General features: G+C 71.1%; 13 protein-coding genes. 1 reads left to right on the top strand and 12 read right to left on the bottom strand.

Annotated features, from left to right (window positions below; genetic code table 11):
* The 9 genes from BMW67_RS07915 to BMW67_RS07875 form a co-directional block, all read right to left on the bottom strand.
* Positions 1-912, bottom strand: coding sequence for an MBL fold metallo-hydrolase (locus BMW67_RS07915; RefSeq protein ID WP_177174494.1), 912 nt, complete (start codon positions 910-912; stop codon positions 1-3).
* Positions 909-1,376, bottom strand: a complete 468-nt coding sequence (locus BMW67_RS07910; protein WP_072747001.1) for a cyclic nucleotide-binding domain-containing protein — start codon at positions 1,374-1,376, stop codon at positions 909-911. Before BMW67_RS07910 ends, BMW67_RS07915 begins: the two co-directional genes overlap by 4 nt.
* A gap of 37 nt (positions 1,377-1,413) precedes the next feature.
* On the bottom strand, positions 1,414-3,984 hold the full coding sequence (locus BMW67_RS07905) for an ABC transporter transmembrane domain-containing protein (protein ID WP_072747000.1): 2,571 nt from the start codon (positions 3,982-3,984) through the stop codon (positions 1,414-1,416).
* Between the two features lie 101 nt (positions 3,985-4,085).
* Positions 4,086-4,835, bottom strand: coding sequence for an SDR family oxidoreductase (locus tag BMW67_RS07900; protein ID WP_072746999.1), 750 nt, complete (start codon positions 4,833-4,835; stop codon positions 4,086-4,088).
* A gap of 32 nt (positions 4,836-4,867) precedes the next feature.
* A complete protein-coding gene (locus tag BMW67_RS07895) occupies positions 4,868-5,083 on the bottom strand; it encodes a SlyX family protein (RefSeq protein WP_072746998.1) in 216 nt (71 codons plus the stop codon).
* Between the two features lie 88 nt (positions 5,084-5,171).
* A complete protein-coding gene (gene folD, locus BMW67_RS07890; RefSeq protein WP_072746997.1) occupies positions 5,172-6,071 on the bottom strand; it encodes a bifunctional methylenetetrahydrofolate dehydrogenase/methenyltetrahydrofolate cyclohydrolase FolD in 900 nt (299 codons plus the stop codon).
* 38 nt (positions 6,072-6,109) lie between these two features.
* A complete protein-coding gene (gene queF, locus BMW67_RS07885) occupies positions 6,110-6,577 on the bottom strand; it encodes a preQ(1) synthase (RefSeq protein ID WP_072746996.1) in 468 nt (155 codons plus the stop codon).
* Complete coding sequence (locus tag BMW67_RS07880) at positions 6,574-7,077, bottom strand: hypothetical protein (protein ID WP_125459004.1); 504 nt, start codon at positions 7,075-7,077, stop codon at positions 6,574-6,576. Before BMW67_RS07880 ends, queF begins: the two co-directional genes overlap by 4 nt.
* A 94-nt stretch (positions 7,078-7,171) precedes the next feature.
* Positions 7,172-8,848 carry a formate--tetrahydrofolate ligase gene (locus BMW67_RS07875; RefSeq protein ID WP_072746994.1) on the bottom strand — a complete coding sequence of 559 codons (1,677 nt, stop codon included), beginning with the start codon at positions 8,846-8,848 and terminating at the stop codon, positions 7,172-7,174.
* Between the two features lie 414 nt (positions 8,849-9,262).
* Here BMW67_RS07875 and BMW67_RS07870 point away from each other — a divergent pair, with 414 nt between their 5' ends.
* Entirely contained in the window at positions 9,263-9,604 is a 342-nt protein-coding gene (locus tag BMW67_RS07870; protein ID WP_072746993.1) for a DUF2853 family protein, read from the top strand.
* Here BMW67_RS07870 and BMW67_RS07865 read toward each other — a convergent pair.
* From BMW67_RS07865 to BMW67_RS07855, 3 genes are all read right to left on the bottom strand, one after another.
* Positions 9,595-10,209, bottom strand: coding sequence for an MOSC domain-containing protein (locus tag BMW67_RS07865; RefSeq protein WP_072746992.1), 615 nt, complete (start codon positions 10,207-10,209; stop codon positions 9,595-9,597). The two genes, BMW67_RS07870 and BMW67_RS07865, sit on opposite strands and share 10 nt — an antisense overlap.
* A gap of 72 nt (positions 10,210-10,281) precedes the next feature.
* Complete coding sequence (locus BMW67_RS07860; protein WP_072746991.1) at positions 10,282-11,424, bottom strand: acyl-CoA dehydrogenase family protein; 1,143 nt, start codon at positions 11,422-11,424, stop codon at positions 10,282-10,284.
* Positions 11,421-12,047: a TetR/AcrR family transcriptional regulator gene (locus tag BMW67_RS07855; RefSeq protein WP_072746990.1), complete on the bottom strand. Its 627-nt coding sequence runs from the start codon at positions 12,045-12,047 to the stop codon at positions 11,421-11,423. Before BMW67_RS07855 ends, BMW67_RS07860 begins: the two co-directional genes overlap by 4 nt.
* Positions 12,048-12,055: the final 8 nt, after the last annotated feature.

Raw genomic sequence — 12,055 nt, 5'->3', positions numbered from 1 at the left:
TCAGTCCTCGCGCACGGTCTCGGCCGGGTCCAGCACGCGCGCGCCCTCGGGGCCGATCAGAACGCGCATGTTCTGCCGCGCCATGGCCGCGACCGGCAGGCGGCGGCGCAGCCGGGCCTCGATGGCGTCAAGCTCGTCATCCGAATGTTCGGGCTGGTGGTGGTAGATCAGCGCGCAGCCGGCCCCGGCCTCGCGGGCGAAATCCGCGCCGTGCTGCCAGGTCGAATGCCCCCAGCCGCGGCGGCGCGCGAAGTCGTCGTCGTCATAGGCGCCGTCATACAGCAGCAGGTCCGCCCCGCGCGCAAGTTCGGCCATGCGGGCGTCGGCCTCGGGGTCGCCATGCTCGTGATCGCCGATGATGGCGATCGCGCCGTCCGGGCTTTCGATGCGGAACGCGCAGCACCCGCCCGGATGGTGGCTCAGCCCCGGGGTGATCCGCATTCCGCACAGCTCGAAGGGCCGCGTGGGGTCGAAACGCGCATAGCGCACGGTTTCCATCTGCAGCGGATGGACCGGAAAGAAGGGCGGCGCGGCGAAGCGCGAGAGCTTGTCCTGCAGGTCCCATGCGCTGTCCACCACCCCGCAATGCAGCCGCAGCTGCGCGCCGGGCGTGTAGAAGGGTCCGAAAAAGGGCAGGCCGATGACGTGATCGAGGTGCAGATGGCTCAGCAGGATCTCGGCCGCGACCGGGCGGCCGGCGGCCGCGGCGCGGCGCGCCAGATCCGCGCCCAGATTGAGCGAGGCCGAGCCAAGGTCGATCACCAGCGGCGGCGCGGCCGCGTCGAGGCGCCGGACCTCGAAGCAGATCGTGTCGCCTCCGAACCGGCTGCGGCGCGGGTCGCCCGTGGGCGCCGATCCGCCGGCGCCCCAGATCGTGAAGAGCGTTCCCCTGTCGATCCTTGCGGCGGTCACGACGGTTCGGACGGCGGGCACTTGGCGCGAAGGCGGGCCAGCTCGGCCGTGGTCCGTTCAAGGCGATGGGCCAGAGAGCGCGCCATCTCGACCGCCATCTCGGGAAATTCGCGCAGCAGCCGCAACATGCCCTCGCGCTCGAACATCAGGGTGCGCAGCTCGCCGCGGGCGCGCACGGACGCGGTGCGGGGCGTTTCGCACAGCATGGCCATCTCGCCGAAGACCTCGGAATCGCCCAGCGTCGCCACGACCGTCGCCTTGCCGTTGACCTCGACGATCACGTCGGCCTTGCCCTCGAGGATCAGATAGGCGCTGTCGCTGACGTCGCCCTGGCGCACCACGTATTCGCCGTCATTGAAGCGCCGATCCTCGCCCATGAAGGCGAGCAGCCGCAGCCGCGACGCATCCACGCCTTGAAACATGGGCGTCTTCTGAAGTGCGGCCACCTCGGTCTCGAACTTCATGCGGGTCGCCCCCAATGTCTTTCGTCCCCCGCGAACACTATCGACCCTCGTCTTCTGCGCCGTCAAGGCGCGCGAGCGATTCGGGGCCCTCCTGCAGCAGAACGCCGCCCGCCGCGTCGTCGAAGCGCAGGATGACGTCCGCATCGCGCGCGGCGCGCGCCGTCGCCGCCCCCCAGACCAGCGCGCCGCCGTCCAGCGCCCGGTGCAGCCGCGCGCGGGCGTCGAGATCGGCCTGCTCGTCGCCCGCGGCCACGCCGTCGAGCAGCAGCGCCGCGGGGTTCTTCATCAGCGCCCGGCCCAGCGCCAGCCGCACGCGCTGGCGCGCGTTCAGCGTCATGCCGCCCTCGCCCACGGGCTGGTCGAGGCCAAGGCGCAGCACGTCCTCGCGCAAGCCCGTCTCGCGCACCAGAACGTCGACGCGGCGCTTGAAGGGGCCCCAGCTGTCGCGGCGCTCGACGCGGACGGGGCCGAAGAACAGGTTCTCGGAGATCGAGAAGCTGCGCATGTAGCGGCTCTCGTCGATGAACTCGAGCCGCGGATCGCCTGCAAGCGCCTTGCGCAGGGCCGGCCGCGCGGCGACCAGCGCCGGCTCGCGGCCCTTGGCGCGCAGAACCGCCAGGCGAAAGCGCGCGGGGCGGTAGTCCATGGCGATGGTCAGCAGGCGGCGCGTCTCGGCGCGCGACAGCCGCCCCGGGCCGCGCCGACGCGCCTTCTGGACGATGGCGCGGATCTCGGGCGTTTCCGAGCGCGAGAAAAGCCCGTATTCGCGCAAGAGGTCGCTGTCCGCGGCCACGCCTTCGAACAGGCTCAGCAGCGTCTCGCACAGGTCGATGGCGATTTCGGTCAGCAGCGGACGTATCCCCGCCGCGTCGAGCGCGCGCATCACCTTGCGGTCGGCCAGCAGTCCCGCCCAGCCGCTTTCGGGGTCGAGCGGTCGGGCGTAGAACACGTTCTCGCCCAGCGAGGCATTGGCGTTGAAGCGGTCGGGGCGCCAGACGTCGATGAAGTCCTCGCGCATGGGGCCCAGCTCGGCCGAGGCGGCGATGTGCGTGCGCAGATCGAGCAGCGTGCGCGCCAGGCGCGGGCGGGCGTCGGGGTCGGCGCGGCTGCCAAGGCCGATCACATACAGGTCGTCGTCCAGCTCGAGCCCGTGAACCGCTTCGAGGATGCGGCTTTCGACATGCGCCATGTCGCGGTATCCGGCCTCGGCTGGGTCGATCCAGCGCGCGTCCACGTCGTCGGGGGGCGCACCGGTGGCCAGGGCCTCGCGGCGGCGGGCCTCGGCCTCGGGGTCGTCGGCGTCGGCGACGGGGCGGAACATCAGCCCCAGCAGCATGTTGAAGCGGAAGCTGCCGGCGAAGACCCGCGCGTCCGAGCGCACCAGCGCCGAGGCGCGATAGATGATCGGCTGGGACGAGGACCAGCCGCCCGACTGCAGCTCGGCGATGCCGGCCAGCGCCGCCAGCAGCGCCCCCCGCCGCGCCGCGTCGCGGTCCACCACCGCCACGCGCGCGCCGGCGGGCACGTGGCAGGTGACCGGCGCCGGCAGGCCGGGCGCGCGCGCATCGGTCAGCGCAAGCGCGTGCGGGCCCTGGGGCGCGCGTTCGGGCAGGGCGGGGGCCTCTTCGTCGTGCTGGAACTGGTCCATCACGTATTGATAGCGCGCGGCCATGTCCGAGAAGGTCTGGTAGTAGTTCAGCAGCTCTTTCCACGGGGCCGAGAGGTTCTTGTAGGCGATGAGCACCGCCGTCAGCGCGCCCAGGTCCAGCGTGCCGTCGATCACGAACCAGCCGCCGATCAGGAAGATGAAGAACGGCGTGACGTGGTCGGCCACGTTGTTCACGAACTTGATGAGATATTTCAGGTAGAAGATGCGCTTGCGGATGACGAAGTTGTCGTAGAGCCGCCGCGACACCACGGCCATGTGCCAGCGGCGCGTGCGCAGGGCCAGGATCTCGGGCGCGCCCTCGATCGATTCGGTGACGTCGCGCGCCATGGCGCGGATGTTGGCGATGCGCTCGCGGATCAGCGCCACCACCCGCGCCTGCAGCTTGGGCACCAGCCACGCCTGGACCGGATACAGCGCCAGCGCCGCCGCGCCGATCATGGCGTTCTGAACGATGATGAAGCCCAGATAGACGATGAACTGCCCGCCCGCCATCAGCGGCGTGGCGAAGATGGCGCCGATGAAGTCGCCCACCGGCGCCAGCTCGGCCGAAATCATCTGCACCAGCTCGCCGGGATTGGTCGCGCGCAGGCGCGTCAGCGGCCGCCCCATGACGCGGCGGAACAGGTCGAAGCGCATCCGGCGCAGCATGCGCTCGCCCGTCAGGCCGCGGCGCACGTTGAGGATGTATTTGAGCGCGTTGTTCCCCGCCACCGCGCCCAGATAGGCCAGGCACAGCGCCAGCAGATACTGGGTCTGCTCAAGCTCCATCCAGCCGATCTGGCGGGGAAAGTTGCGCCCGTCGATGGCGTCGTTGATGATCCGCTTGGGCAGCTCGAGCGTCGCCCACATCAGCGGAAAGGTCGTCGCCGTCAGCGCCGTGATGATGATCTGGTCTCGCCGCGAGTGCCGCCAGGCGAAGGCCGTCAGCTTGTCCGCCATGCAGGTGCGCCCCTCGTGGCCGTGGCCGGACTCCGATCATCCCGCAATCGGGCCGGCAAGAAAAGGCCGGCCCGCCCAGCCGTTCATCGGCGCCCGCGCGCTCAGGCGCCGATCGGGTCGAACAGGCGGTTGCGCGTCGGCGCGACGAGGATCTCGTTCAGGCAGACATGCGGCGGGGTTTCGGCGGCGAAGCGGATGATGCGCCCAAGGTCGGCCGCCTGCAGCATGCGCGCGCGCTCTTCCTCGGGCGGGGGAACGGGGCGGCCGTCGAGAATGGGGGTGTTCACCTCGCCGGGCATGACGACGGTCGAGCGGATGCCGTTCACGCCCTCTTCCATGTTGAGCGAGTGCGACAGCGCCACGACCGCGTGCTTGCTGGCGTTGTAGGCCGGGCCTGTCAGGCGCGCGGCGTGGCGTCCGGCCCAGGACGAGATCATGATCACCAGCCCGCCCCCCTGCGCGCGCATGGTCGGCAGCGCGGCCAGAACGCAGCTCATCACGCCGTTCAGGTTCACATCCACCACCTTGCGCCAGCCGGCCATGTCGACCTCGGCGAAGCTGCGGCGGGGGACGTTGACGCCCGCATTGGCCACCAGGATGTCGAGCCGGCCGCGGCGCTCGGCGATGGCGCGGCCGGCCTCGGCGACGGCGGCGTCGTCGGTCACGTCGAGCGGCAGCGTCTCGGCCGAGCCGCCCGCCGCGACGATGTCGCGCGCCACGCGCTCGAGCTCGGCGGCGCGGCGGCCGCTCAGCGCGACATGCGCGCCGCCTTCGGCCAGGGCGCGGGCCGCGGCCTCGCCGATTCCGCCGCCGGCGCCGGTGATCCAGGCGACCTGTCCTTCCAGGCTCATTGCTTGGTCCTCCTCTCGAGCGCGTCGCGGGCTCAGTAATGCGGGGGCTTTTCGGCCGCGTGCGGGCCGAGGGCGCCTTGCAGCTCGCTCAGCCGGGCCATCGCCTGCGCAAGGCGCTTGCGCAGGCGCTCGACCTCGTCCCACTGGCGGCGGACGGCCTCGTCCAGATCCTCGATCAGACGGGCCTGATGCGCGGCATGCTCTTCCAGCGCGGCAAGCCGCGCCTCGATGTTCGCGTCGTCGGACATGAGCCCCCCTTCGCCTGCTTCGCGGCCCGCAGGCTAGCGCAGGCCGGGGCGCGGGCGAAAGGGGATTCGGGCGGCGATGGGCGCCGCGTCAGAGGGTCAGGCCCTCGGGTTCGGGCAGGCCATGGGCGCGGCAGCAGGCGGTCAGCGTGTTGGCCAGCAGGCAGGCGATGGTCATGGGGCCGACGCCGCCGGGAACCGGCGTGATGGCGCCCGCCGCCTCGACCGCCTCGGCGAAGTGCACGTCGCCGACAAGGCGCGTCTTGTCCGGCCCCTTGTCGGGGGCGGGCACGCGGTTGATGCCCACGTCGATCACCGTGGCGCCCGGCTTGATCCAGTCGCCGCGGATCATCTCGGGCCGGCCGACGGCCGCCACCAGGATGTCGGCGCGGCGGCACGTCTGCGGCAGGTCGCGCGTGCGGCTGTGGGCGATGGTGACGGTGCAGTTCTCGCGCAGCAGCAGCTGGGCCATGGGCTTGCCGACGATGTTCGAGCGCCCCACCACCACCGCCTCGGCGCCCGACAGGTCGCCCAGCCGGTCGCGCAGCAGCATCAGGCAGCCCAGCGGCGTGCAGGGAACCATCGCCCTCTGCCCCGTCGCCAGCCGCCCGACGTTGAGGATGTGGAAGCCGTCCACGTCCTTGGCCGGGTCGATGGCGTTGATGACCGCCTCGGCGTTCAGCCCCCTGGGCAGCGGCAGCTGCACGAGGATGCCGTGCACGGCCGGGTCGGCGTTGAGCCGCGCGATCAGCGACAGAAGCTCGTCCTGCGACGTCGCGGCGTCGAGCCGGTGCTCGAACGAGGCCATGCCGGCCTCGACGGTCTGCCGGCCCTTGTTGCGCACATAGACCTGGCTGGCGGGGTCCTCGCCGACCAGAACCACGGCCAGCCCGGGCGTGATCCCCTGTCGCTTGAGCCGGGCCACATGTTCGGCCACGCGCGCGCGCAACTGCTGGGCGAAGGCCTTTCCGTCGATGATGGAGGCGGTCATGGCATGATCCTTCGAAAATGCGTTCGCAGAACGGGCGCTCAGCCGCGCCCGCGATAGGGCGGCACGCCCTGATCGGGCAGCCACAGCCCCTCGGGCGGGGGGCCGCTTTGCCAGAAGACGTCGATGGGGATGCCGCCGCGCGGATACCAGTATCCGCCGACGCGGATCCAAAGCGGGCGGATGGCCTCCTGAATGCGGCGGCCCACCTCGACGGTGCAATCCTCGTGAAACGCGCCGTGGTTGCGGAACGAGGTCAGGAACAGCTTGAGCGACTTCGATTCCACCAGATGCGCATCGGGCGCGTAGTCGATGACCAGATGGGCGAAGTCCGGCTGCCCCGTGACCGGGCACAGCGAGGTGAACTCGGGGCAGGTGAAGCGCGCCAGGTAAAGCGTGCCGCGCTTGGGGTTGGGCACGGGGTCGAGCCGCGCCTCTTCGGGCGAGCGCGGCTGCGGGGCGGCCCGGCCCAGCGTGGTGATGGCGCTCAGGTCGGTTTCGTCGGTCATTCGGCGCTCCTGTCGAAGATGACGCGGTGCGACCAGGTCGCGCCGTCGGTCACGGTCAGGCTTTCGAAATCCAGCATCGCCAGCATGTCGAAGAAGGTTCCGTCCTGCGACAGGCCGTTCTCCTTGAAGAAGGGCGCGCCGCGCATCGCCGCCGACAGCCGCGCCATCACGGCGCGGGCGCGGAAGGGCGTGCGGAAGATCTGGTCGTCGAGCGCGACCATGATCAGCTTGCGCGAGCCGGCCCCCTTGGCGAACAGCGCGTAGCCCGCCGGGTGGCGCCCGTCGAACTGCGCCGCCGCGATCATGCTGACGAAGGCCTCGCGCGCGGCCGCGTCCGGCGCCGGGCCGCGGATCAGGTCGCGGGCGAAGACCTCTTGCGAGCCGACCGGCGGATAGTGGTAGCCGGCGTATTTGTCCTGCCCGGCGGGCTGGTCCGCCGCCGCGCCCGAGGCGGCGAGCAGCGCCAGCGCGGCGGCGCGCATCAGTGCCATGGGGGTCATGGTCGGTCCTTTCCGAACGGCGCCGCGCGTGCGGCGGGTCCGGCGGTTGTAGCGCGGCGCGCGCGTCGAGGCCATCGGCGCGCGCCGCGCCGGTTCAGAACAGCCCCTCGACGAAGCCTTCCTCGTTGAAGCGGATCGTCTCGGCGGCCGGGTGGCGAGGCAGGCCGGGCATGGTCATGATCTCGCCGCAGATGACGACGACGAAGCCGGCGCCGGCCGACAGGCGCACCTCGCGCACGGGCACCGAATGGCCGGTGGGCGCGCCGCGCAGGTTCGGGTCGGTCGAGAAGGAATACTGCGTCTTGGCCATGCAGATGGGCAGGTTGCCGTAGCCGGCCTCCTCCCAGGCGCGCAGCTGGTCGCGGATCTTCTTGTCGGCCAGCACCTCGTCGGCGCGGTAGATGCGCTTGGCGATGGTCTCGATCTTCTCGAACAGCGGCATGTCGTCGGGGTAGAGGGGGGCGAACTGCGCCGCGCCGCTTTCGGCCAGCTCGACCACGCGGCGGGCCAGGTCGGCGATGCCGGCCGAGCCGTTGGCCCAGTGGGTGCACAGGATGGCTTCCGAGCCCTGCTCGGCGACATAGGCCTTGACGGCCTCGATCTCGGCCTCGGTGTCGGTGACGAAGTGGTTGATGGCCACCACCGCCGGCACGCCGAACTGCTTCACGTTCTCGATGTGGCGGCCCAGATTGGCGCATCCCTTGCGCACGGCGGCGACGTTCTCGGCGCCCAGATCGGCGCGGGCGACGCCGCCGTTCATCTTCAGCGCGCGCACCGTGGCGACGATCACCACCGCGTCGGGCGCGAGCCCCGCCTTGCGGCACTTGATGTTCATGAACTTCTCGGCGCCCAGATCGGCGCCGAAGCCGGCCTCGGTCACCACGTAGTCGGCCAGCTTGAGCGCCGTGCGCGTGGCGATGACCGAGTTGCAGCCATGGGCGATGTTGGCGAAGGGGCCGCCATGAACGAAGGCGGGGTTGTTCTCGAGCGTCTGGACCAGGTTCGGCTGCATCGCCTGCGCCAGCAGCACCGTCATCGCGCCGTCGGCCTTGAGGTCGCGCGCATAGACCGGCGAGCGGTCGCGCCGATAGGCCACGATGATGTCGCCAAGGCGCCGCTGCAGGTCCTTGAGGTCCGTCGCCAGGCACAGGATGGCCATGACCTCGGAGGCCACGGTGATGTCGAAGCCGCCCTCGGCCGGAAAGCCGTTGGCCACGCCGCCCAGGCTGGTGACGATCTGGCGCAGGGCGCGGTCGTTCATGTCCATCACGCGGCGCCAGGTCACGCGGCGCTGGTCGATGCCCAGCTCGTTGCCCCAGTAGATGTGGTTGTCGATCATCGCCGACAGCAGGTTGTGCGCCGAGGTGATGGCGTGGAAGTCGCCGGTGAAGTGAAGGTTCATGTCCTCCATCGGCACGACCTGCGCATAGCCGCCGCCGGCGGCGCCGCCCTTCATGCCGAAGCAGGGGCCGAGGCTGGCCTCGCGGATGCAGATGGCGGCCTTCTTGCCGATCGCGTTCAGCCCGTCGCCCAGCCCGACGGTGGTGGTGGTCTTGCCCTCGCCGGCGGGGGTGGGGTTGATCGCGGTGACCAGGATCAGCTTGCCGTCGGGCCGGTCGCTCAGCGACTTGATGAAGGCGTCCGAGACCTTGGCCTTGTCATGGCCGAAGGGCAGCAGATGCTCGGCCGGGATGCCCAGCTTGGCGCCGATCTCCTGGATCGGCTTCTTTTTCGCTTCGCGGGCGATTTCGATGTCGGTCTTGTGTGCCATGGAGCGTCGTCTTTCATGCTGGAGCGCGCCGGCCCGGCGGCGTGCGGGCGGCGGCGCGCGGCCGCGCCGGATGGCCCCGATTAAGGAGCTGTCCGCGCCGCGATGGGCAAGCTTTTGCGACGAAATCCGCCCGCGAAGCGACGGCGGCGCCGATTTCCGCGCCCGCGGCCGTTTCCGACAGGAAACCCGCGCGCGCCATCGGTGGCGCCCGTCGCCGTTCGCGGACGCGCCCGAACGGCGCGACGAGCGCGCGCGGCAAGGTCCGGGCGGGGCGTGCGAATCGCCCCCGCGCGGCCGCGCGGAGGCCGGATTTCCGCCTTGTTCCTCGCCCAGGGATGAATTCGACGCTTGATCGGGCCGAACGCGCGGTCATGATCGAGAGCGACGCCTTGAAAACGCCAGGGAGGATGCGAAATGGGCAAGCGCGACGAGCTGATTGAGAAATACGCCGCGGATCTGCGCGAGAAATGCGGGGTCGAGCCGGACATGGACCTGCTGCGCAAGGTCACCATCGGCTGCGGCCCGTCGATCTACAACGCCGACGCCTCGACCGTGTCGGGCTCGGACCCGGCCGAGCTCGAGACCGTCAAGCGCAACTTCCTGATCGGCAAGCTGGGCCTGCCCGACGGTCCCGAGCTGGACAAGGCCATCGACGAGGCGATGGAGACCTACGGGCGCTCGAACCGCAGCAAATACCGCGCGGTGGTCTACTATCTGCTGGTCAAGCGCTTCGGCAAGGAAGCCGTCTACGGCTGATCCGCCGCGGCGCCGGCCTGCGCCGGAAGGTGCGGGTAAAGGCGCAGCGGCGGGACGTGCAGCCGAACCTCGTCGCCGAGCGCGATGGGGCCGGGCCGCTCGACCCAGCCGACAAGCCCGCGCCGCCCCTCGGCCGCGGGCTTGAAGCCCTTGCCCTTGCCGGGGCGTTCGCGCTCGATCTCCTGCGCGGGGAACTGGCAGGGGCCGTTTTCCATGTCCACGACGATGCTTGCGCCGCTGGCGAAGATCAGCCGCGACGAGGGCGGCAGAAGCGTCAGGTCGGGGATGCCTTCGAGCACGAGGTTGGCGCCCAGCCATTCGGGGCGCAGCGCCTCCAGCCCCATCCGCGCCGCGATGTCGGCCAGCTCCTCGACCGACAGGATCGAGACCTGACGCGCGTTGCGGATCTCGGTTCCCTTGGGATACTGGGCCGCCACGCGCGAACATGACGGGCGCGTCAGCCCGCCATGGCACTCGCCCGCAAAGCCCTCGAAGGTCGCCTCGACCGCGGTCAGCGGCTCGGAGCGCAGGGTGACGCGCCGGTCGCGCACCACCCCCAGAAAGGCGACGCGGCCGGCGATGGATGTGGGCGAGAGAATGGGCATGGCGGCTCCTTGCGCCGGGCGGGAAACGATCCGGCGCGCACGTTCGCGCTCGGGGCGCGCGGGGTCAAGACTTCACAGCCCCATCTGCCGCGCCGCGAGGTCGCGCAGGATCTCTTCCGAGCCGCCGCCGATGGCCATGACCTTGACCTCGCGCCATGTGCGCTCGACGGCGTTGCCGCGCATGTAGCCGGCGCCGCCCATCACCTGCATGCATTCCGAGGCCACGAATTCGAGCGTCTTCGTGGCCAGGAACTTGGCCTTCGAGACCTCGGCCACGGGCATCGCGCCTTCGTTCGCCTGCCAGCAGATCATGTGCAGATAGCTTTCCACCGCGTCGATGCGCGCCGACATCTCGGCGAACTTGTGGCGGATGACCTGGCGCTCGATCAGCGGCTTGCCGAAGGTGCTGCGCTGACGCGCCCAGTCCAGCGCGTCGCGCCAGCAGCGGCGGGCCATGCCCACGCAGGCGGCGACCATGTTGAGGCGCTCGTAGTTGAAGTTGTGCATGATGGCCAGAAAGCCGCGGTCCTGCGGGCCCAGCATGTGACGCGCGGGCACGCGCACGCCCTCGAAGCGCAGCGTCGCCTGGTCCGAGGCCCACCAGCCCATCTTGCGCGTCATCGCCGCGCGCGAAAAGCCCGGCGCGCCGGCCTCGACCAGGAACAGCGAGATGCCCCCCAGCCCCGGCCCGCCGGTGCGCGCGGCGACCACGAACCAGCGCGATTTCATGCCGCCGGTGATGAAGGTCTTTTCGCCGTCGAGGACGTAGTCGCCGCCGTCGCGGCGCGCGCGCGTGCGCAGGTTGGCCACGTCCGAGCCGCCCGAGGGTTCGGTCACCGCCAGGGCCGAGCTTTCGCGCCCGGACAGGACCTCGGGCAGCACGGCGGCGCGGATCTCGTCCGAGCCGAGCGCGGCGATCGGGCCGACCGAGATGTTGCGCGCGCCCAGCGCCGCGAAAACCCCCGAGGCGCCGCACCCGCCCAGCTCCTGGCTGGCGGCGGCGCGCATGAAGCAGTCGTCGAAGCCCAGCCCGCCCCATTTCTCTTCGATGCCGAAGCCGAACAGGCCCAGCGCCCCGGCCTTGAGGTGCAGCTCCCACGGGACTTCGCCCGCCTCGTCCCACTCGTCGGCATATGGGGCGATGTCCCTGGCCACGAAGCGGGCCACGGATTCGCGAAAGGCGCGGCGTTCGTCCGTTTCGAAGGGGTTCTTCATGGGGCCTCCTCGGGCGCGGCGGGCTGCAGGTGCGGGGCGACGATGTCGGCGAAGCGCGCGACCATGGCGTTCAGCTCGGCCGGGTCCGCGACGAAGCGCTCGTGGATCACGAGGCCGCGCAGGAAGGTGCGGCAGATGGCCCAGACCCGGGCCGCGTCGCCCTCGGGGGTGCGGAAGATCTGCGCCACGGCCGCGCCCACGCGCGCCTCCCACGCGGCCAGCCGGGGCAGGATGCGCGCGCCCAGCGCGGCGTCGGTGCGCGCGGCGACCAGGATCTCGACGAAGGCGCGGCCCTCGGGGGTGTTCACGATCCGCCGCCAGGCGTCGATGATCTGCTCGCGCGCGGGGCGCGGGTCGCGGCGGCGCGCGGGCTCGAGCGCCGCGTCCAGCAGCCGTTCGGCCGCCGCGGCCATCAGATCCTCCTTGCTCGGGAAGTGATGGGTGAGCGCCCCGCGCGAGACGCCCGCGCGCGCCTGCACCTTGGCGATCGAGGTGTCGGCGTAGCCCAGCTCGTCCAGGCAGGCGACGACCGCCGAAAGAATGCGCGCCCGCGCCGCGGCGACGCGGTCGGCGGCGCTCTCGGGCGCGGGTGCGGCGGCGGTTCCGGGCGTGGGCGTCGTCACGTCATCGT

The organism is Oceanicella actignis (assembly GCF_900111545.1).
Taxonomy (GTDB): Bacteria; Pseudomonadota; Alphaproteobacteria; order Rhodobacterales; family Rhodobacteraceae; genus Oceanicella; species Oceanicella actignis.
The sequence above is the reverse complement of the archived record's forward strand: the minus strand, read 5'-3'. Positions and strand labels throughout refer to the sequence as shown.